This window comes from Bradyrhizobium sp. USDA 3315 (genome assembly GCF_054056795.1).
This window is the reverse complement of sequence record NZ_JBSRYP010000001.1, coordinates 4,893,403-4,913,119: the sequence shown is the minus strand read 5'-3', so window position 1 is coordinate 4,913,119 and position 19,717 is coordinate 4,893,403. Positions and strand designations below refer to the sequence as shown.

Genomic DNA, 19,717 nt, shown 5'->3' with positions numbered 1-19,717 from the left:
CGAACTGCGGTATCACTGCTCGTAGGGCCACTTTAGAGAGTCGGCTGTGAACAAGCCAGTAAGCGATTGAGCGGGAGTCTGTTTTTTAGGATTTGACGGCGTTTGAGATTGCAGGGATTTGAGGCTTGAGCGCCGCAAACCTTGCAAATTCGTTTTGTGGATTCCTCTGCGCTGTGAACCGTGCTTCTGTGGTGCACCGGAGGAGCGATGCGGCCGAAGAAGCATAAGACGACGGGATCGAACGATCTGTTCCGGGCACGGCTGGACCAGATCATCAACATGAAGCACGAGCTCGTCCTGCTTGCCGGCAAGATCGACTGGGACTGGATCGACAGCGAGATCGCCCCGCTCTACAGCGAGAGCGGCAGGCCGGGGATCGAGACCCGCTTCATGATCGGGCTGCTGTTGCTCAAGCACATTTACGGGCTGTCCGATGAGGGGGTGTGCGAGCGCTGGGTGCACGATCCGTACTTCCAGTTCTTCACCGGCGAGGAGTTTTTCCAGCACGTTTTCCCGCACGAGCGCTCGGACCTGAGCCATTGGCGCAAGCGGCTCGGCGACAAGCTGGAGCGATTGTTGGCCGAGAGCCTTCGGGTGGCGCACGAGACCGGTGCGTTACGCAGCCAGGACCTCAAGCGGGTCACGGTCGACACCACAGTGCAACCGAAGGCCATCAGCTTCCCGACCGACGCCAAGCTGCTGCATGCAGCGATCCGGGGGCTGAACCGCCTGGCGAGGAAGCACGGGGTCAGGCTGCGGCAATCCTATTGTCGCGTGGCAAAAAGCGCGGCGATGATGGCGGGCCGTTACGCTTATGCCAAGCAGTTCAACCGGCATCAGCGGCAGCTGCGTATCCTGCGCAGCCGGCTGGGGCGGATTATCCGCGACATCCGCCGCAAGATCTAGGGCGAGGCGACGCTGGAGGAGGCGTTCGCCCTCCCGCTTGGCCGGGCCTCGCAGATCCGCTCGCAGCAGCAGCGCCAGCGCGGTTTCAAGCTTTATTCTTTCCATGCCCCGGAGGTTGAGTGCATCGGCAAGGGCAAGGCCGCCGCACCTTATGAGTTCGGCGTAAAGGCCTCCATCGTTGCCAACAATCGCCGCGCCCCCGGTGCCTGTTCGTGCTGCATGCCAGGTCGCTGCCCGACACTGCCCGACCGGCACGAGCAGCGGTGCATCCTTCAGGAGATCGCGACCAAAACGGCGCCGCTCGCCAATGGCTGCGCGCGCGTCAGCAGTACGGACAGCGCGACGGTCACACGTTGCGGGACGCTATGGACCGCACCGAGACACTCACCGGCTGTGCGATCGAGCGGACCTATGTCGACAAGGGCTACCGCGGCCACGACGCGCAAAATCCCCGCCGTGTCTTTATCTCCGGCCAGAAGCGCGGTGTCTTCGGCGCCATCAAGCGCGAGCTGCGCCGCCGTTCCGCCATCGAGCCCATCATCGGACACCTCAAGGCCGAAGGACACCTCGGCCGGTGCTACCTCAAAGGCCGCGCCGGCGACGCCGCCAACGTCGTCCTCTCAGCCGTCGGCCACAACTTCCGTCGCATCCTCGCCTGGTTCAGAGAACTTTTGCGCCTGTTGTTGGTCTCGCTCTGGCTCACGCTCAACTGTCCAGCTCAGCTCAATCCGGCTTCTTAACGGTCGACTAGAGAGCGTTGCCGCGAACTAGCGTGGCAAATCACGAGGCTGGAACGTCACAAAGGCGTTCAGTTGCTAGTCCAGGAGGTTATCATGGAACGACGCGCTACTAATCTAAGGATATCAGCTCTGATATGTCTCGCTGTTGCTGTCCCGATCAGCGATGCCTTTGCCCAACAGTTACAGCGCGTATCCTACAAAGCGGGCGCGGAAAATGCCAAATACACACAACAGCAGTTTCTCGACGTCGGCGACGTCGCGGGCCATCAGGTGCGATCATCTGAAATTGATCGCACTTTTCCGACTAACCCTCCCGTCGTCAATGGTTTGAAGATCAAGGAAACGTGGACGCGGGGCGTTTCCGACTACGTCGACAATAATGGTCCCGCCAGCATATACAATGTCTATGTGTTCGAGAACGGCGACAAGTTCTTCACCCGAGGAACTGTGCTCGCTCATAGCGCGGGGCCGGGAACGCTTAGCAGCACGACTGTCTCGTACATCACGGGCGGCACCGGAACGCTCGCTAATATTCGTGGAATTGCGCGAACAACCGGCCACGCCGACCCCAAAGCAGGGGTAAATGAGTCGCAAGTCGAGATCGAATATTCGATCGGCAAGTAGCTGCGGATCTCAACACTTAACGATCTCATCGCTTAGCACTCGTCGATGCACGGGTTGGAGACTTTCCAATTCAGCGGATCGCGGAATGTCGACTCAAGAGCACGAGCACCGGTCGCACCCACGGAGCGCCTTTCCGTGGCAGACGAGAGGATGCGCATGATTGGATAGCTCAGAAACACCTTTAACAGTGTCAGGCCCTCCGAGCGGGAGCGGGTTTCTGCCCTCGGGGCGCTCGGCCGACTCCGTTCACTCGCGGTCCCGCCGATCTGCCAGCGCGAACCCCACTCACATGCCAAATTCGACGCCGATCGAGGAATGGACAGCTCAACACCGTTCGGACAAGCCCCACAGACCAGCGTGGTGTTGAGCGTTGTGCCGTGACCTACTTCTACGGGTGTCCGACGTCACGAACTAGGCTTCTCGCCCGCCATAGTCAAAATGAACTATGCCGGCCAGTCGCGCGCAGCATCTCGGTCTGGGCGGTGGCGTAAAGTGTTTGCCAGGAATCTCTCAGCTCTGGGGTGAAAGAAGCGCCGAATTTTCGCTCAAAGCTCCACATCAACGCCTCGCCCATTGCGACAAAGTGCGATGGCTGAACGCCAAGTCTGGCGTGCTTGTGACCGGAAATCGCGATCAGCGATTGGAACATCGGTCTTTCGTCGAGCGAGGCGACCAGTGCCGTGATCATATCCAGCACCTTCATCCGCTGCTTCTCAGTATCGCCGCCGAACATTTGTCTTGCATCAGGAGCCAGTTCGACGAACCTGTTGTAGCACAGGTCAGCGAGGTCGCGGCGGATCGGCCACATCGCGTCAAATGATGTCCTGACAAGGTCAACCTGCTCCGGCGTCATTGGTCACACCAGCAGGCTCGTAAAGAATGGTCTTGTGATCTCTGCGGCTGAGGGCTCCCTCTCATCTGAAGTGACGACGGAGACAAACTGGTGTTTGCAGTTCCAGCAGCGCCAAAGATCTTGAGCTTCATTCGCGTTGACGAGCTCGTGCCACTCAAGGGTCACTAATCCAGAACCACAGCGAACGCATTCTTTGTGATGCACTGTTGAGCTTGGGAGCATGTGGAACCTCTTTTCTTACACACACGCGACGCGTCGGCAGAAGGACAAGCGTTGGTGGGGCCATCACTTGTGCGGCCTTGAGCAGCTGCGCTGGATCAGATGTCCATTCCAATGCTCGCGCCGGCAGCGAGAACTCGGCGAATGAGGGTCTTTTGCGCAAACGATACAGGGACCGGCAGCATGTTGGAAGCCGGTCAAAGAGGCGCGCCTAGGCGCGTCACAGTGTCTTGAGATATTCAAGTAACGCCTTTTTGTCCTGATCGCTCAGACTTGTCCCGTCCGTTCCTTTGCTTCAGCGCCTGCATCCAAGACAACGTAATCAAACGCGAGCCCTGATCGCGCGAATAGAAGTCAGCTCTCGCTGCCGCGGTCCAATCCACACCCTGGTCAAGATAGATGGGATTGGCGTCGGTGCCTTGAGCATCCGATTTTGTCGTGACGACAAACGTTAAGGCGATCAGAAAGAGAGTGCGGAGCATCGTGTGTCCTACCGCTTCCATTGTCGCAACAGCCCGAGGCAACTTTCGCCGAAATCCGCACCTTTTCCGGCAAACCTGGGCTTGCCTTTCGGCCTGCAGGCCATCGGATCATTGGTTATCAAAGGGCGCTATCCAACAAACTTCAACCTACCAAGTCTTGGGGGAAGCAACTGCATTCGGGAAAAGATCATCGCGTCGCCCTGGATTTGTCGGAGGCATACAGGCGTGCGGCATCGCAATTGCGGAGCCTCACTGGCACATTGGTTCCCAGAGATCTTCCCGATGTCGATCTGGAATGGCGCAGGATCGACCAAAACGCTCTTCAAGGCGCCGCTCACTGATCGACAATCTTCCGGTGAGAACGACGTGCAAACTAGGCCGGTGAAGCGCGCGAGCAATGACTGACGGGCTAAAGAAACATGAGGCGCGACCGCAAAGACCTGCTCAGCGAATTGAACAGGAATCGCGGCCGCAATCTCGCTGCCGAAGAGTTTGAAGCGGTCGCGAACCTCACGCTTGCCGAGGAGTTCGGGAGCGTCAAGCTGGCCCACAGCTTCGCGGTCGGTTCAAGGTATTTGACGGTGCGTGTCGAAAGGGCTCGACGAAAGGCAACTCGGCGGCACGGAGGGCTAAAAGGCGAAACAGTGACCGATATCCACGAAGAACGCGTATTCTGGAATGATACCTTTCACGCCGAGATATTTGACTTCCGCGGCCAGATTCATTTTGCCCGCTTTGATGGCTGCACCTTCGTGAAATGCACCATCGTGCTCGATAGCAGCGCCGAACAACTCGCCTTCACCGGCTGCACGTTCAAGGACTGCAACATCGATCATATCGACACAGACGAGGCTCGCGGAATTGTTGTCCGTGACAACTTTTTCGATCGCCCCATTGCGGAGCGTAAGGCTGATTTCGAACGACGCTTGGCTGAAGCGCTGAATCGGCGCCTAAAGTCCTAAACGCCGAACGCTTAGCCATGGAGCTTCACGCCACCAACGACATGCGGGGCGATCTCCGCGCCGGCTCCATCAATTACCGCACTCGACTCGGTTACCATTGTCCGGGTCGCCCCGGCATGGGCTGAGGCCGGAGTAACTTAGTCGCCCGCGACCCTAGACCTCGCGCCACAGCTCCCCTACTCATTGGGGAGTACCGGAGTCATACGGATGGCGAAGGCGCGCCCCTCATCCATACTTTGTCCAAGTCAGGATTTTGCATACACCCTCCTGGGGGCTAGAGCCAACGCCGTCCGCATGTATTTCAAGCGGGCGGCGTTGGGCTGTGGATCGACTGTAGCGCATGCGATTAACTGCGTGCGCCCTCTCAATGGTCGCCGATCTGATACGATCAGCGGCTATTTTTGGGCATCGTGCGCCGGTCATGCTGCTCACTGGGCGCAGGCGCAAGGGAACCATCCGCTTGGACGATCATCTTGTGCGAAAGAGGCGCGCCCGACAGCGGAACAGCCGATCGCTCGACCTGCGGCGGACATGTGCGAGCAAACGCGGCGATTAAGCGCTGGCGGTGACGAGCTCTCTCCACGGCCATCTCCACCGCCTTCTCTTGGGCTCGCAGCGCGGCGCGGTATGCGCGCTTACGCTGGCGGTTCCATTCTTGCACGTCTGTCGCACGCCATGCTACCTTACCGGTTGAATTGCTCGCGCATGGAAAGTCGGGCTGTTCCGCCCAACGGACGATCGTTGCAGGTGTAATCTTGAAGTACGCCGCCAATTGAACCGCCGTCATGTAAATACCGGGCGGGTCGATCGAAGGCGGTCCAACGTCCGGGGGTCATGTTTTCAGTGTTATCTGACATCGCTCGCAGCCACCCTGACCAAGTAATCAACGAACAAAGCGCGATTGTCGAGCTCGCCTTTCATCGGCTTGCCCTCTCATGAGCGATGCTCCTCATGCGCCGCGTCGCAGATGACTTTGATCAACCTTAAGAGTGTAAGCGGATGTTTGCGTACACGCTCTGTCTTCGTCTTCGCGAACTCGTCCGGGCCTCCTCGCTGGCGGACGATCTCCCGAAGTGCGGCTCAGGGTCGGCAGAGCGAATAGCTGCCTCGAAAGCCGGTATAAATTCAAGCCTTTCCATTGCAGCACATTCCTTATGAAGAGAGCTCCGGTTTTGAAGGCGGCCTTGGTGGCGGCCTGGTCGCCATAAGCTCCGCAATCGCGGCAAGTACGACGCTCGTATCTGCCTTTCCTTCGGACCATCCCTTCAGCGCCTCTATCGCGTTCTTTAAAGCCTCATCACGGGTCACGGAACAATCTCCACAGCCCCCCTGTGGCCGGCCGCGCGGCCTGCGACTCCGAAAGAACGCGCGGGCATTTGGAGACCGCCCGCGCGGAGTTTGCTACGTCAAGCTTGGTCCGTGTTGCGTGAAGATAAACAGCCAAGCCGATAAGCCTCTCAACAACTCGCATGCCACGGCACCATGCAGAAGTAGAGCCAAACGGCGCGGTATCGACAGAGCACAGTGAGGCCGACGCGACGGAAAAGCGTGCGGGCGACTGCTGACGACCGCCCGCACGCCGTCGCACCTCAAACAGACCTGGCCCTCACGAGGGTCAATCAATAAGCGACCAAGCCATAGACTGCTCAGCAACGCGCGTGCCAGACGACCGGAGTGTAAACGGCGCAACCCCGGTGCACTTCTCGTGCGACTTTCAGACATGCACGCAGTCAACCCGACACCGTTTGAACGAGACCAGACGTGGCTAATGACGCCGAGAGGGCGCGGGGATTGGATGATTGCCATCGTGTATCGCGATCAGTTCGCCGGGCTCCAAACCAAGCTTTTGCAACTGCTTCTTTTGAAGCGGACAGTTAAGCATTCCGGCCCTTGCGCCGCAGTCCGCTATGGTCATCCTCACCGCTTCAGCCGGGTCGGCGACGGCAACCGCGTATACTACGTGTCTGAATTCTTCGTCGTCGCCGTCTTCCTTGAAGACAGCAGCTGTCACTAACCAACCATCCATCTTCCTGCGCTCCGGGAACGCGAAGTCGGCGCTATCTTCACCTCATTGCATAAGCATTGCGACTACTATGATGCCGATGGAGACCAGGTCCATGAAAATCACGCAGCCTAGGTACGGTAGGTCGCCGCGCACTACACAGCTCCAGACACGAGGACGGAGCGTGCACTCCGGCGACACGACCAACCTGCACAATTCGGCGCGTTGCGTTCGGCAGCTTGACACGGCAATCCGAGTCCCAACAACTACTGGCTTGCATAGGTGCATGGCCCGCACGACAACGCCGCCCTAGCGAACTTGGGCTTCAGCAACTTTAGCGAATTCCAAAGCGGACCCTGGATATCTGCAGCGTTTGGATGCCGGTCTGCCTCTGACTTTGAGGTAATCCTCGACTTTAGGACCAAACCGCGGCTTCATCTGCAGCACGTAGCGAATGTCGAATAGTAACTGAGCAGAGACCTCACTGGCTAGTTCGCGCAATTGCCGCACGATGACGTCCAGGTCGAAACGGGTTTCCATCGGTTTCTCGATGACAGGAGGCTGCTTGCGGCCGCCAAGCGAATGATACCTCTCCAACGCCTTCCTCCGGAACGCAGAGGCGCGCTGAGCTTGGCGGAAACTCCCGGCCCTTCCAGGATCCATCCGCCGCGAAGGTACGACTTCCAGCGCAAGCCGGCCACGATCGTCGGAACCTTGATTTGCGTTACTCGCTGCTTCGCAGGATTACTGTCCCGGTCGCACGTCTGTAGAGCGTGGCAGGTTTGTCTTGGGCCCTAACCCCTGCAAACGCATTATCGTCTGCTTGGCCAATTCCCCGTGGAGCCTATAGATCCTCTGAGAGTCCGCAATGAGGGTTTCATGAGTCCGCTTCAGGAAATCGGTTTGAATCTCAAGAGTTTCATAAAACGATCGCGTGCCCGCCAACTTCTCGAAAAATGACTTGGTGTGTTCGAAGGATTTTTTGGCATAGTCAGCATAGGTTTTTGCGATTTCTTGATAGCTGACCGGCACTGTTTCCGCTGATACGATCCGGCCGATCGAGGAGGTGTCAGTCGAAGAGGTGTCAGTTGACGCGAACTGCGCGCCGATCTCCTTCGGCGTGTGCTGCAATTGATCTGGCGGCGGGCCCTCTTGTTGACCCGATTTCCGCCTCTGCTGTGCAGTTTCGTCGCTCTGTCGATCCGCGTTCGGGTTGCCCTTGCCGGACTTTCGTGGTGTCTCACTTTGGTCTGGACTCATTGCTAAATCACTCCGTGGTTTGATATCAATCAAGTTGCAAACCTCCGCCATGCTCACGCTGGCATCATGATTCCGATCGGCTCCTTGTGCGGCGATTTGCTACATTTTAGCGGACCTCTTCTACGCTGCCGCTCGGCCGGCTCCGAAAGCGGCGCGTCATAGTACGCCTGTCCTCATTGGACATCTCGCTCCCTCGCCCGCGCATTGCCGAAATCACTCGGTCGTCCCACAGCAATTATCAACCGGGGTTTGCTCCCACTGCGATCTGCGAGAAGTTCCTATCCCTGAGAGCACTGGGAGTAAGGTTGGCATCGGCCAGTTCTCTCCAAGACCTCCCGACTTCGATCCACCTGCTTTTTCGAGAGGGCAAGGTGTCAAGCATCCTCCTCCAGCAATGCCCCAGGTTTGGGGGACCAAGTGCGCTACTTTCGAGAGCTTCGAGATAATTCGTTCGACGGTCTGTCCGTTCTGCGCTCGCCAGATCGATTTGACTTTATGGATGAGGGGATTGTCGTTGGCGCGAACACCGTTGCTTGTGAGGGCCGAGTCAGCCACACAGACCAGCAAGAGGCCGAGACAGAACCACAGCACGCGTTTTCTTGCCATTTTTCATTCTTGTTTCATTCTTGCCATTTTTCACCTGCCGCCCCGATCCATCTGTTCTCTCTGTGAGGCACCAATGCTACGCGGATTACAAACACGCTGTTCCGCAGCATGGAAAGTTAGCAGCGACGTGACAAGACGCCCGTCGGTATCGGCCGAGCAGACGCCGTCCCTGGCTTATGTCACGCGCCACTAACCTCACTGGCCAGCCACGGCCTCAACTTGCGATGGTAGCCATGCCTGAGGGAGGGTGCCCTCGGCACGTCGAGGGTCTGCATTCTTCGTGCCAGGCAATAGTCGACAGTTCGTACCGTGTTTGTGTTGGCTTTGTCTGCTTTGCGACTTACTCAGGTTTCGGTCCTTGCACTCAGGCCTGGCCGCGACGGCGTCATGTTGACCTTGTCCTCTCCGCAATCATCGACCCGTGCAAGCGAATCTTTCGCTGCAGCTCAGACATGGATGAGATCCCTTTGGCGCCGTCATCGACACTGTTTCAGTCGGCGCCATTGCCGCAAGGCCGACGCGGTCGATCTGCCTACGTTGCTTCAACTATCGGCAAATAGTCGGCCGTCTTTAATCGCGGGCACAGTGTCAACCCTGATAGACAAACGCGATTCACTGCCGGGTTCATGGTTCTTTCCGCGATCGTCTCTGCAAGAGAGCAAGAGAGCCGCATAATGGCGTTCAAGAGGCGGGCATCTCGATGTGAAGAGCGCGGTGCGTAACGCCCGCAGGGGCGACTTCGAGATTGCCAACACCTTCGTCCCGGCAGGGACGCTTGTTCCGCCGAAGCCGGATCCGGGTTGGTTTAAGGCTGCTTCATGCGGCGCGCGTCTCTGCCTGGAACTCAGCGCCATCGGTCCAGACGGCATGGAGAATGACAGCCATTTTGTGAGCGACAGCAACTTTTGCCTTTTTGGCGCCGATGCGTTTGGTCAGCTTGCTGCCCAGCGCTTGAGCGCAGAACCTCGCCTGACAACGGTTAGCAGGACGTTTGCGGACTCGAGAGGCGCTTGCTCAAACGACGAGCAGCGTGGCCACAGCGAGCAATGGTGGCAAATGAAGAGGAGGCAACAATGGCATTTCTCTTATCGAGAGTATCGCAATGAGGCACCCTGCCCGGTTTTCAATTCAGAACGCTCTCCGCTTAGGCGCTTGTGTGGGGCGAATTAAGGAAATGTGACGGCTACGCTGGCGGTGGGAGAGCCATGCACTCACCGCGTAAGAGGTGCCGATGACAGCGAAAGCGGTCGACAGCAAAAAGAAGAATGACATCGCTTGAACACCTCAGTTTGTTGAAGGTTTGGTCTGGTTGCAGGCATGAACCGACATGCGCAACGCCGAATTACTAGCCTGAGGGCAGTCCATCTGTACAACGTGACGCAACGTCAGGTTCAAGCGTCCCGATTGAACGGCGTGGCCGTCGCCGCAGAGGAAACTTCGGACCAGATTGCACCTCACTACTGGACTGTATGCTGTACAAGGCAAGCTCGCAGCACCGACCGACGCCTGCACGTTGCCGAGCGAAACAAAATGCACCATCGAGCGAAAACTACGGCGATCTTGTCGGCTTTTCACCGGACCCGGGACAGATTTCACCGCACTACTACGGCTCTCGTGGGAGGGCGAGCGAAAACTGATTCGGGACATACAGTTCGGCGAGTTGAAATCTCGCCGTTGCTTTAAGTCTAGCCCGCATCCATCGGAGAAAATCAGGATACTTCGGCCCACTCCTCTGACTGGGTGACGTCCTGACGCACAAAGATGGCGGATCCGCCAAGTTGAGCGGCAAGAGCTTCGCCTTCCGTATGCAGAATATCAGTGATGACGATCTTGGCCCCCTCAGCAACATTTCGCCTGTTCAATTGCGGGATTCCGCGCTTGGAGAGCGCATTCTATCGATCCTTGATCGCGCTCGATGATTTCGGAACAGGTTATGCTACGCTTAGCCAGCTGCTTTCGTTTCGTCTTGATAAGATCAAGATTGACCGCAGCTTCGTGTCCCATCTCGGTGACCGTTCGGACAGCCGGGTGATCGTTCGTGCTATACTGGGCCTTGCTAAAGGATTTGGTTTGACGACCACGGCCGAGGGGGTCGAAGATGAAGGCCAGTTGGTCTATCTGGTGGCCAATGGTTGCACAGAAGGACAAGGTTACCTGTTCAGTGGTGCCGTTTCAGCCGCCGGCATCCCCGCGTTGCTCGATCGTGAAGCCGGCCGCGGAGCGGTTACTGAAGATGGACAAGAAGCCTACATGCGCCAGCCGACGCACTGAGTTCTTGAGGAGCTTATGCCACATGACGGTTTGCAAGCAAGTCATGCGCAATCTCCTCCAAAGACATCTCCAGCGTGCTCGGAAAGCGCTTGACTTGTGGTTACGGGATCACCCTCGCCCGCATAGCTAGCGGCCAGCCAGCCCGAGGCTCTGGGATCGCTGGATAATGAGGTTCGGCCCGGATACAACGCCGGCTTGCTCGAGAAAACACGATGTTCCGGACGCGCAACGCCGCGCTCGGAAGCTCCAAGACAGCTCAGAATATGACTGATGATGCCGAGTTCGGGATTGATCCTTTCGTCGTAACCCACGTGTTGACCGGCAACTATGCCGGCGCAGCTCGACAATTGCTAACGTCCGGGTCGAACTTGCTCAACGACAACACTTCTACCGTTCGCGTCTCGCCGACATCCTATTGCCGCATGGCGCGGATGTAACGCCGGCTTTGCTTGATCGGATGGTCGGCGAGACGCGGGGGGCAACGGCTGCGGCGTGCCGGCGCAACACTCGCGGCTTAGCCAGGCCGCAGTGAAGCTTGAAACATACTCATCCAACCGCCGCGAATTGGGGCGGATCTACGCTCCAACTGACGAGCAGAAAAGTACTATAAAAATGAGCGGAAGACCGCGATCCTCAGGGACGCTTCTCAGAACCGATGCTCGGCCGCGAAGCCTTGGAATGCAATGCCGGATTTAGGCCGATGCCGGATCCTCGCAAGAAAATGACGGCGACGAACTGATCGTTTGCCGGGCCGCTGCGCTACGGGCGGAGGAGAGTGCCGTCTCCGAGGAAAGGTGCGCTAAATCACAGTGCGCCGGCTAACTGCTCGCTCGACTACCGGAAATGCAATTGTCAACGACGCGGTTGAACGGAGATCAGCCCCACCGTTACTGGTAGCTAGAGCTGAGCCCCTTCGACGCTCATGCTGACGGACCATAAGGCGTCGATCGGGTAGCTTGCTATGGCGGAAAAAAAGGTCGTTTCTATAGATGAGCTTGACCAGTTCACCACCGACGATAACGGCCGGCTTTACTGGAAAGGCGAGAGGGTTCTGACCTCTACCGCCGACCTTGTTCCAAAGCTCGTGGTGGTTATCGCTGCGCTCACCAAGCTGCTCGAAGAGCTCCGAGGCTAACGTCGACCCGTCGGGAGGCTTGGCAAATGGACCCTGTTCGAGCAATCCAATGTCTCCGCACTTTCAATGCGGCGTCGGAGGCGGGTAGCGATCGATAGTGTGAAGGCTGCGCTTGAAGAGATAAAGGACATTGCCGATCTGGGGACACCTTGATCAGGCTCGGGAGAGTGCTACCTGTCATCCGCTTAACCCATCACGATCCGGACGATAAAGAGGCACCCGTAACAGGAATCAAATTTAGCCTTGAGTACGGACCGCGTCACCACAGGTGGTGGGCCTCTATAACAATCTCCTACTTTGATCCAGTTCAGCAAGGCACTGAGCTTTGTAGAATTGCAGAATTCTGCGAAGCTCTTCGACGAGGGTGTACTGGGCTATCACATGAACGGGGCACTCATGAAAAAGCCGCCGAGAGGCGGCTTGATCATCGTTAGGTCCGGGCGATGAGCGCGCGAGAGGCACGCCGCGCGAATTCGCTGAGCAGCTCGATCGGATCGGGCTGGTAGGAAGCGCTGCGGATTGCAAAACCTCGCTCATGGCGAGAGGGCTGCTTGACTGTCAACATAGCCGCTTTCCTTCGGTGTGCTTCTGATGCCGCGCTATTGCGGCTGAGAGCAGCTATTGACTGGCACTCCTTGAGTTCGGACTGCGGAACGCGCAGCTTCGACAGCGCATCCACGGATCTTTCGTCACCGTTGGGCAGCCTTGCTCTAGCTACCGGTATCGGTACCGGCGAATTGATAAGCCATTAATTTGAGTCATCTGAACGATGGCTTGACTCGCGTAAAACTAGCGGTTGCGGTTGTGTATTCCGCAGGTTTTTGAAACCTGATTCTCTCAACCTGAGATTCCTTGCCGCGGTTCGTTACCAGTATGCGCAGTTTTTGCAGAAAGAGAATGGTTCCGAATACGACAACGGTTTGCAAGCCGGTGATAAAGCTGCGCTTTCCAGGATTTACCATTGCGAGAGATGCGGAAAGAGCGCGACGGCAATCAAAGATCGCCCGCTACAACCGCAGAATCATCACCAACATACTGCCAGTCAAGGAACGGTTCGATGGCAATTGGCGGTGAAGTCTCACTGGATTGGAGGGCATTCAACGCCCGCCTATTCTCGCAACTAACCCGCGGATGGAGTCCGCCAGCGGCGATCCCCGCGGCCTTTCAGCGATTGAGGGCCCGTCGCTATGGCTTCTTCGACTGGCTCTTCGCCTGCTCTACGAGCCGGCGGATAGCCTCAGGGCGGCTGGGGAGGTCGGATTGCGCCCGGCGCCATCCATCGAGCTGACCAGCTAACGTTGGCTGACGCGCACCATTGCCGGTTCCGTAGCTGGCGCGCGCGGCTTTCCAAATTTCATGGTCATTAGTTGCTTTTGCCATGAAGTCGTGGTGCCGCGAAATCAAACCGAAGGAAAGTTCGTGCCGTCTCCTCGGCCTACCCAACAGCAACGATCTGGACCATGGCACTGGCTAACAAAACGACTACCCAGCCCCGGCGTAAGTTTCTCGCTGTTTCCGCTGCAGCTGGCGCAACAGCGGTTACGGGGGGCCTGCCGTTGCTGCAGTCCTTCCGGCCCGGGATTGCAAAACGGACTCGTCCGAGGCCTTGCTTTCGGACATCCGGTCCCAATACACATTTTTGAACTATCCCCCAGCAGCGTGCAGATGCACGACGGGCGGAATCGACGGCGATCAGATATCCGAAGTCCCGGATATCACCGCCTCTAAGATCCGTCACCCAACGCCCCTGATACCCTCCGACTGAAGCACAGGAGCTGACTGTTCAAGTCTCCGAACGCCTGCCGTTTGCGCCAGGGAGTGCCATACGCACGACGCAAAGCATACTTCCACGAGCATCCGGTTGTCCCGCCAGGTGGGGCCCTATCGGCCATCTATGATCGGAGACGCCTCCCAGGCAGCTTCACCAAACGATCCACCCAGGGCTTCTCAAACGAAACTTAATCTGATTTGCGGCCTCGCGTTAGAACGTGACCTAGACTGTCCGATTTCTGACATGCTGTCGGTCTGGTACGCTTCCTCGAGAAAATTGTCTTTACTGATCAAGCTCTCGCAGTTGGCACAAGCTTTGAAAAGAAGGATCGATCCGCAGCCGCTCGCGAAGCGACGGCTACAATATTGCTTCTTCGACTATGATCTTTTGCGCAATGACACGGGCTGTCACATGGAGTCAGTCTCAATAGCACGTCACAAACACTGCCCTCGATGTGGCTCTGCATTGGTCTACCTTGAGTGGCATGAACGCACGGGTGCGCGGGAGGTCCAAGATCTTTGGCGCTGCTGGAACTGTAGGAACGAATTTATCACCGTTGTCGCTTCCGACGAGACGGATCTTCCTGCCGCTGAGATCACGAAGCCATTCTTTACCAGCCTGTTAGTCTGATCAATGACGCCTGAGCCGCTAACACTCGCATCCGAGCGGCACCGGGCTTGGCAATCCAGAGCAGGCGCGAAGGGTCGCCTTGGGGAACACGATTCGCCCTCAGGCTGCACAGGATATGTTTGCTCGGAGTGGAAAATACCGCTTCGCGGCCTTCCCATCATAAATGCAGTCGGAATTTCCTTATGAGGCTGGCACGAGCAATCGTCGGTTTGGCCCTGTTGGCAGTGGGATTGTACGTTCTTATCGGTGAGCACTTTGCCGGGACATCGGCGGATGCTACGCTCAATGCTCGACTCTACATCGTTCGCGCTCCAATCGAAGGAAAGGTAACGCTTGCCGTAAGGAGCATCGGCGCGCGCATTAGCCCCGGCGAGCTCATAGCTGAAATCAACGACCAACGCTTCGATACCGCGAGGCTTCTTGAGCTCAATCGCGATCGCGCTAACCAGCAAATCGAGCTCAACCGCCTCGTTGGCCAGCGAGAGGCCTTGTCCGCATCCAGGTCTCGCTTCGATACTCAATCAACTGATTACCAGCGCGGCAGGGTTCGGCAGATTGAGGCCCGAATTGCCGAAACGAAAGCAGCTCAAGACGCTGCGGCCGCGCGCCTTCGTCAAGCGGACGCAGAATTCAGGCGGGCAAACGAACTAAGCACGCGTGGTGTACAGACGGCGGCAAATCTGGATCGCGCTCGCGCAACTTACGACGTCGCGCAGCAAGAACTGGAGAGTGCGCAGCAGCGAGTGAATTACCTAGAGACGGAACTTACATCCGCTCGCGACGGCGTCTTCATCGGGGAGTCCTATAACGACGCCCCCTCCTCGGCTCAACGTATCCGAGAGCTCGAGCAGCGGCTGGCCGAGCTGAATGTCGACAAGGAGCAGGTGAACGCTCGTATTGTCCAGCTCGACAGGCAAATCGATGCCGAGCGCCTTCGTGTCAATAGTTTGAGCTTCGCTACGCTTAATGCCAGCGTCGTTGGCCTGGTCTGGGACGTATTAGTAGACGATGGCCAATACGCGCGGCGCGGCCAGGATCTCGTCAAGATCGTCGATTGCAATACGCTGATTGTCACCGCCGGCGTCAGCGAATCTCTCTATGACAGTCTTTCGGTAGGAACGGCCGTCCAATTTCGGTTGTTTGGGGATGATCGTATTTTCAATGGAACCATAACCCGCCTTGGCGGATCCGGCGCAGCCTCGCTCTACACCAATCTTGCGGTGGGTCCAAGTGCACAACATCTCCAGCGCTTTGATGTTACCGTGACTGTTTCAGACCTCGCAGGAGAGCCGGATCTCAGCTGCGCGATTGGGCGTACTGGACGCGTTATCTTCACGGGCGGCCCAATCGCTCAATTCCGTCGGTTCATTACGCGGTACGGACTCTGATGCTTCTGCTGTCACCAATCGCTGCTGCCCTGGCAGGCGCTGCTTTCATAATTGGGCTCCGCCTTACCGTCTTTCCGTTGCTTAATCCGATGAAGTGGTATTGGCGCGCTCTTCTCCTGGGGACGGCTGCCTTGCTGTCTTGGCGTTATATGGCTTGGCGCTTTACGGAAACGCTGGCGCCGCTCGACCGGACCGCGGGCGCGTTGTTCAGTTGGGGATTCGCCATGCTCGAAGCTCTAACAGTGCTGTCCTCTACCATCGCGTTTTTCATACTGTCGCGGGTGAAAGAGCGGACGTCCGAAGCAGACCAGTACTCCGAATGGTGGTTGCCTGGAGAAGCGCCGCGCGTGGATGTTTTCATCACGACTTACAACGAGCCGTCGGAAGTACTCGAGCGGACGATCATTGGCGCGACGGAAATTCGCTATCCACGGCTTCGGACTTTTATTCTCGACGACGGCGCCAGGAATTGGGTGCGGCAACTTTGCGAGCTGCACGAAATCGGATACCTCGCACGCTCGGATAAGGAGCACGCTAAAGCGGGGAACATCAATCATGCACTTCGCGCGCGCGCTCAAGATCCGGCCCCGCCGGCCTTTGTTGCTGTACTTGACGCCGATTTCGTTCCCCATGCGGACTTCATCGAGCGGACGCTCGCCTTGTTTCACGAGCCAAGCGTCGCGCTGGTGCAAACCCCGCAGCACTTCTTCAATCCTGATCCGATCCAACATAACCTGGGAATAAGCACCGCATATCCGGATGAGCAACGTCATTTCTTTGACAACGTTGAGCCAGCGCGGGACGCTTGGGGCATTGCCATCTGCTGCGGAACCTCATCCGTAATGCGGGTCCAGGCCGTCGAGCAGATTGGCTGGATTCCGACACAAAGCGTAACCGAGGACTTCCTGCTCACGCTTAAGCTCGCGGAAAACGGCTGGCAAACCGTGTACCTTAACGAGCCGTTGACTGAAGGCCTAGCTCCCGAAGGATTGAAAGAATACATCACGCAGCGTGGACGATGGTGTCTTGGCCTGATGCAGATCGTCCGCAACTCCTACAGCCCCTTTGGCATGCACAGCCTTGGTCTGATGCATCGAATCGGCATCATTGATTCATTGCTCTACTGGCTCAGTACCTTTCCCTTCCGGCTTGCCAGTCTGATTCTCCCATTGTTGTACTGGTGGTGTGGCATCACCATCGTGAACGCGTCGTTGGTGGCAATTATCAAATATTACGTGCCCTATTACCTGATGGTTCTGGTGTCCCTGAACTGGCTTTCAAAAGGGTTGTTTATCCCGCTTCTCAACGATACGGCTCAACTGATCGCGGCCTGGCCCATCAGCCGAGCAGCTGCTCTCGGGTTGCTGACCGGGGGATCACATAAATTCTCGGTGACGGCCAAAGGCGGCGACCGCACCAAAGTCGTTGTTCAATGGACGTTGATGCGACCATTCCTGCTCCTGCTCGGACTGACGATCGGCGGCCTGATCGTGCCGCTGAACTCCGATTTCGTCTTCAATACGTCCGCGACGGCGGGTGACGGCACGGCTATCGTGATGTTCTGGACAGTCTACAACATTCTGGTGTTGCTCGTGGCAGTCGTAGTGTGCATCGAACGACCGCGATACGATCGACCTCAGCGCCAGATCCCAGAACCCATCACGTTGGTGATCCAAGGTGAGAAGCACCGCGGATGGCTTCTCAATCTGGGCCGAGGGGGCGCTCGAATCAGCGGTCCATCCGGACTTTCCGCTGGAGCAGCGGGAAAGCTCGACCTGCCCGGGATTAGCGGGGTAAACGCGCATGTTGCTGCGACAACGCGTGATGGCTATCGACTTAAGTTCTCTCCAACTCCCGAGCAAAGCGCGAAAATTATCAAGAAGCTTCACACCGAATCTGCCATGCCCGGGGCCGATCGAGGGAACATCTTGCAAATGATCCGTGAGTTGGCGCGAAGTCTAACGAGTTGAGGAGCGCGAGATGCCGAAAAGACCTAGCCTACTCTCCTTGGTGTTCTGTGGCGGCGCCTTGCTCATATTGATCCCAGCGCTGGTGACCGCAACGATCTACACGGCCTTACTACAGCAACGGGGAGAGCAGCTGCAATTCGACACGTTGAGGATTCGCGGTGAATTGAGCTCCGCGCTTTTGGCACGCCGGCTTTATGGGGTTTGGATGGATGTAGCTCGGTCCGCTGAGCTCATTGACCCAACAAACCTTAAAAATGCGCGAGACCACATAGACTTCTTGAGCCGCCTTGATCGGCGCTACACTTGGCTCGGCGTGGCGGATCTCGAAGGGACCATTCTCGTGGCTAAAGACGGTATGCTCGAAGGAACAAGCGTTGCACAGCAACCTTGGTTTAGGCGGGGCCTTGTCTCGCCGGCGGCTATCGATGTGCATGCCGCTCAACTGCTGGCCACCCAGTTGCCTGCATCTCGTGAGCCCTATCGCTTTATCGACTTGGCTGCGCCATTGCGCCACGCCGGCTCCGTTGCCGGGGTGATCGGCGCTCACCTTGATTGGAAATGGGTCGCAGAAGGCATGGACTCGTTACAGGTACCCGGCATTGACGTGCTGCTGCTTTCGGGTGATCGAACCGTCCTATTTGGTCCGCCGGATCTCATCAACAAGCCGCTTAACATGGGCTCCGCACTTGCGGCTGGTCGTGTCACGACTGCGTCTCTACGCGAACGTTGGCCTGACGGCAGGGACTATTTCACGGTGATCGTTCCGACGGTCGGCTTCGCAAACCTTCCAAGCTTCGGCTGGTCTCTTCTGGTCCGGCAGAGTGCCGACGGGGCGCTTGCGTCCATCCGCAATTTGATTCGATCATTCTGGATTAGTTTCGGTGCTTGCGCTATTGCCACACTAGTGCTGCTCTTAGGTGCGGCGCAGTGGCTGAGGACGCCCCTCCGCCGGCTCTCGAATACAGCGGAGGCCCTCGTGCACGATCCATCTGCACGCCCGCCATACCCGGAGACACGCTTTAAAGAAGCGGCGAGACTCAGTGACGCGCTAGCTCGCATTCAGTCGAAGCTGATGGGGCACTCTGGTCGCAATTGGATCCAAACATCGGGTGGAGACGACTGAACGACGATCAGAATTAGTCTTCACGGCGGACTCCAGGAAGGTCTTGCCTTCCTTTTCGCTCTTGCGGTCTTCCAGCGTCAGGATGTTCTGCTCGGCGGTGAGTATAGCCTCGTCGGGCGCAAAGTCGGCGAACGCGGCCGAGATCTGGAAGTGGTTCTCGTCGAGAGGTTCGATGTTATAGGGAGGATGGCGGTCCGCTGGATCTCGTCGAGAACCTCAAAACGTGATCGAATCCAATCGTCGACGTCCGGAGGGAGTCCAAATCATACCTCATATCCAAATCCTCCTCCTTCGAGCAACATGGTACGAGCTGGCTCCGGACAAGGTCCGGCGCCCGATGCAGGTCGCGGGACCCATTGTTCATCCCGGCCGCTATAGTGGCGGCGCCAAACGAATCTGGAAGACCGAGAACTTTTCAAAGCCCGGACCTGAAATTTGCGCGAGGAACGCGATAGTTGATGGATCCAGTCGGCGACCCCGGGCCGCGCCCGGAGGCGAGCCGCTGCCGATCCCTTCACAAACCTCGCTTTCGACGCGCGAGCGTTTCTTCAGAGCTTCGGCCTCGGCCAGGCTAGATGGCCGCAACCTGTCCCGCGTGCTCGCGCTCGGCCTGGACCAGCGCTGCCCGCGCCGTAGCCGTCGACTTGTCGCGCCGTCCGCGATTCCGTTGCGTGGGCTCCTCCCGAAAGGCGCTCAATCTTTCGGAGCCGCTGTTCCTTTCGGATTCGGCTATAGCCGTTCCTCCTCACGCCCGGTTTTTGGTTAGCGCCTCGCT

Annotated in this window: 16 protein-coding genes and 1 pseudogene; 12 read left to right on the top strand and 5 right to left on the bottom strand. The window is 57.6% G+C overall.

Annotated features, from left to right (window positions below; all coding sequences use genetic code 11):
• The first annotated feature begins 207 nt into the window (after nt 1-207).
• Both ACVIYL_RS22635 and ACVIYL_RS22630 read left to right on the top strand, forming a co-directional pair.
• Nucleotides 208-1,646, top strand: a pseudogene (locus ACVIYL_RS22635) (IS5 family transposase).
• Nucleotides 1,647-1,739: 93 nt separating this feature from the next.
• Complete coding sequence (locus tag ACVIYL_RS22630; RefSeq protein WP_456779830.1) at nt 1,740-2,270, top strand: hypothetical protein; 531 nt, start codon at nt 1,740-1,742, stop codon at nt 2,268-2,270.
• 433 nt (nt 2,271-2,703) lie between these two features.
• Here ACVIYL_RS22630 and ACVIYL_RS22625 read toward each other — a convergent pair whose 3' ends face one another.
• Both ACVIYL_RS22625 and ACVIYL_RS22620 read right to left on the bottom strand, forming a co-directional pair.
• Nucleotides 2,704-3,123, bottom strand: a complete 420-nt coding sequence (locus tag ACVIYL_RS22625; protein ID WP_456779829.1) for a globin domain-containing protein — start codon at nt 3,121-3,123, stop codon at nt 2,704-2,706.
• A 458-nt stretch (nt 3,124-3,581) separates the two neighbouring features.
• Nucleotides 3,582-3,824 (bottom strand): hypothetical protein, encoded by a 243-nt coding sequence (locus tag ACVIYL_RS22620; RefSeq protein ID WP_456779828.1) that lies wholly within the window; start codon nt 3,822-3,824, stop codon nt 3,582-3,584.
• A gap of 3 nt (nt 3,825-3,827) precedes the next feature.
• Here ACVIYL_RS22620 and ACVIYL_RS22615 point away from each other — a divergent pair, with 3 nt between their 5' ends.
• The 3 genes from ACVIYL_RS22615 (at nt 3,828) to ACVIYL_RS22605 (ending at nt 6,800) form a co-directional block, all read left to right on the top strand.
• Entirely contained in the window at nt 3,828-4,229 is a 402-nt protein-coding gene (locus ACVIYL_RS22615; RefSeq protein ID WP_456779827.1) for a hypothetical protein, read from the top strand.
• A 14-nt stretch (nt 4,230-4,243) separates the two neighbouring features.
• Nucleotides 4,244-4,786 carry a hypothetical protein gene (locus ACVIYL_RS22610; RefSeq protein ID WP_456779826.1) on the top strand — a complete coding sequence of 181 codons (543 nt, stop codon included), beginning with the start codon at nt 4,244-4,246 and terminating at the stop codon, nt 4,784-4,786.
• 1,795 nt (nt 4,787-6,581) lie between these two features.
• Complete coding sequence (locus tag ACVIYL_RS22605; protein ID WP_456779825.1) at nt 6,582-6,800, top strand: hypothetical protein; 219 nt, start codon at nt 6,582-6,584, stop codon at nt 6,798-6,800.
• A gap of 297 nt (nt 6,801-7,097) precedes the next feature.
• On the opposite strand, the gene ACVIYL_RS22600 is transcribed toward ACVIYL_RS22605, so the two are convergent.
• Both ACVIYL_RS22600 and ACVIYL_RS22595 read right to left on the bottom strand, forming a co-directional pair.
• Nucleotides 7,098-7,328 carry a hypothetical protein gene (locus tag ACVIYL_RS22600; RefSeq protein WP_456779824.1) on the bottom strand — a complete coding sequence of 77 codons (231 nt, stop codon included), beginning with the start codon at nt 7,326-7,328 and terminating at the stop codon, nt 7,098-7,100.
• Between the two features lie 204 nt (nt 7,329-7,532).
• Nucleotides 7,533-8,081, bottom strand: a complete 549-nt coding sequence (locus tag ACVIYL_RS22595) for a phasin family protein (protein ID WP_456779823.1) — start codon at nt 8,079-8,081, stop codon at nt 7,533-7,535.
• A 2,394-nt stretch (nt 8,082-10,475) separates the two neighbouring features.
• Here ACVIYL_RS22595 and ACVIYL_RS22590 point away from each other — a divergent pair.
• From ACVIYL_RS22590 to ACVIYL_RS22580, 3 genes are all read left to right on the top strand, one after another.
• A complete protein-coding gene (locus ACVIYL_RS22590) occupies nt 10,476-10,925 on the top strand; it encodes an EAL domain-containing protein (RefSeq protein WP_456779822.1) in 450 nt (149 codons plus the stop codon).
• A gap of 212 nt (nt 10,926-11,137) precedes the next feature.
• Nucleotides 11,138-11,362, top strand: coding sequence for a hypothetical protein (locus tag ACVIYL_RS22585; RefSeq protein WP_456779821.1), 225 nt, complete (start codon nt 11,138-11,140; stop codon nt 11,360-11,362).
• A gap of 524 nt (nt 11,363-11,886) precedes the next feature.
• Complete coding sequence (locus ACVIYL_RS22580; protein ID WP_456779820.1) at nt 11,887-12,060, top strand: hypothetical protein; 174 nt, start codon at nt 11,887-11,889, stop codon at nt 12,058-12,060.
• 430 nt (nt 12,061-12,490) lie between these two features.
• Here ACVIYL_RS22580 and ACVIYL_RS22575 read toward each other — a convergent pair whose 3' ends face one another.
• On the bottom strand, nt 12,491-12,739 hold the full coding sequence (locus tag ACVIYL_RS22575; RefSeq protein WP_456779819.1) for a hypothetical protein: 249 nt from the start codon (nt 12,737-12,739) through the stop codon (nt 12,491-12,493).
• Nucleotides 12,740-13,520: 781 nt separating this feature from the next.
• Between ACVIYL_RS22575 and ACVIYL_RS22570 the strand changes: the two genes are divergently transcribed.
• The 4 genes from ACVIYL_RS22570 to ACVIYL_RS22555 all read left to right on the top strand — a co-directional run bounded on the left by ACVIYL_RS22570 (nt 13,521) and on the right by ACVIYL_RS22555 (nt 18,942).
• Nucleotides 13,521-13,703, top strand: coding sequence for a twin-arginine translocation signal domain-containing protein (locus ACVIYL_RS22570; protein WP_456779818.1), 183 nt, complete (start codon nt 13,521-13,523; stop codon nt 13,701-13,703).
• Between the two features lie 988 nt (nt 13,704-14,691).
• Complete coding sequence (locus tag ACVIYL_RS22565) at nt 14,692-15,849, top strand: HlyD family secretion protein (RefSeq protein WP_456779817.1); 1,158 nt, start codon at nt 14,692-14,694, stop codon at nt 15,847-15,849.
• A 131-nt stretch (nt 15,850-15,980) separates the two neighbouring features.
• Nucleotides 15,981-17,819, top strand: a complete 1,839-nt coding sequence (locus tag ACVIYL_RS22560) for a glycosyltransferase (RefSeq protein WP_456779816.1) — start codon at nt 15,981-15,983, stop codon at nt 17,817-17,819.
• Nucleotides 17,820-17,829: 10 nt separating this feature from the next.
• A complete protein-coding gene (locus ACVIYL_RS22555) occupies nt 17,830-18,942 on the top strand; it encodes a hypothetical protein (RefSeq protein ID WP_456779815.1) in 1,113 nt (370 codons plus the stop codon).
• The last annotated feature ends 775 nt before the right edge of the window (nt 18,943-19,717 follow it).

What these genes read in the sequence shown, in the direction of transcription:
- ACVIYL_RS22590 (WP_456779822.1), top strand. Translation starts at nt 10,476, where the DNA reads ATGACGATCTTGGCCCCCTCAGCAACATTTCGCCTGTTCAATTGCGGG.
- ACVIYL_RS22585 (WP_456779821.1), top strand. Translation starts at nt 11,138, where the DNA reads ATGTTCCGGACGCGCAACGCCGCGCTCGGAAGCTCCAAGACAGCTCAG.
- ACVIYL_RS22555 (WP_456779815.1), top strand. Translation starts at nt 17,830, where the DNA reads ATGCCGAAAAGACCTAGCCTACTCTCCTTGGTGTTCTGTGGCGGCGCC.
- ACVIYL_RS22605 (WP_456779825.1), top strand. Translation starts at nt 6,582, where the DNA reads ATGATTGCCATCGTGTATCGCGATCAGTTCGCCGGGCTCCAAACCAAG.
- ACVIYL_RS22570 (WP_456779818.1), top strand. Translation starts at nt 13,521, where the DNA reads ATGGCACTGGCTAACAAAACGACTACCCAGCCCCGGCGTAAGTTTCTC.
- ACVIYL_RS22600 (WP_456779824.1), bottom strand. Translation starts at nt 7,328, where the DNA reads ATGGAAACCCGTTTCGACCTGGACGTCATCGTGCGGCAATTGCGCGAA.
- ACVIYL_RS22610 (WP_456779826.1), top strand. Translation starts at nt 4,244, where the DNA reads ATGAGGCGCGACCGCAAAGACCTGCTCAGCGAATTGAACAGGAATCGC.
- ACVIYL_RS22625 (WP_456779829.1), bottom strand. Translation starts at nt 3,123, where the DNA reads ATGACGCCGGAGCAGGTTGACCTTGTCAGGACATCATTTGACGCGATG.
- ACVIYL_RS22580 (WP_456779820.1), top strand. Translation starts at nt 11,887, where the DNA reads ATGGCGGAAAAAAAGGTCGTTTCTATAGATGAGCTTGACCAGTTCACC.
- ACVIYL_RS22630 (WP_456779830.1), top strand. Translation starts at nt 1,740, where the DNA reads ATGGAACGACGCGCTACTAATCTAAGGATATCAGCTCTGATATGTCTC.
- ACVIYL_RS22620 (WP_456779828.1), bottom strand. Translation starts at nt 3,824, where the DNA reads ATGCTCCGCACTCTCTTTCTGATCGCCTTAACGTTTGTCGTCACGACA.